The following is a 301-nucleotide window of genomic DNA, read 5'->3' on the forward strand; positions in this document are numbered from 1 at the left end:
GTGCCAATTCACTAATAGCATCCCATAGTGAAATTCTTTTCTGTAAAGATTGTTTTGCAACTGCTAAAGTTTCACTCCATTTTAGATCGTCATTGCCACAAAGTTCTGTAATCATTTTAAGCGATAGCGGTCCGTGCTCATCACCATCTAATTCTATATGTCTTTCAAGGTAATATTTCAACTTGCTATACGACTTGTTCTCAGAATCAGCATTTTTGAGTATTTCAATAAACATATCAGGAATTACATCTTCTCGTCCAAATGTAAATGCAGAAGCAACAAGATGTGCCTTATTGGTCTC

The 301-nt window shown here is 35.5% G+C and carries 1 protein-coding gene; it reads right to left on the bottom strand.

The genetic code is table 11. The features are described from left to right. A partial coding sequence (locus tag H2O73_RS20755; protein ID WP_182110769.1) for a DUF3050 domain-containing protein occupies window positions 1-301 on the bottom strand: 301 nt, incomplete at both ends.

It is taken from the genome of Vibrio marinisediminis (assembly GCF_014050145.1).
In the GTDB taxonomy this organism is placed as follows: domain Bacteria; phylum Pseudomonadota; class Gammaproteobacteria; order Enterobacterales; family Vibrionaceae; genus Vibrio; species Vibrio marinisediminis.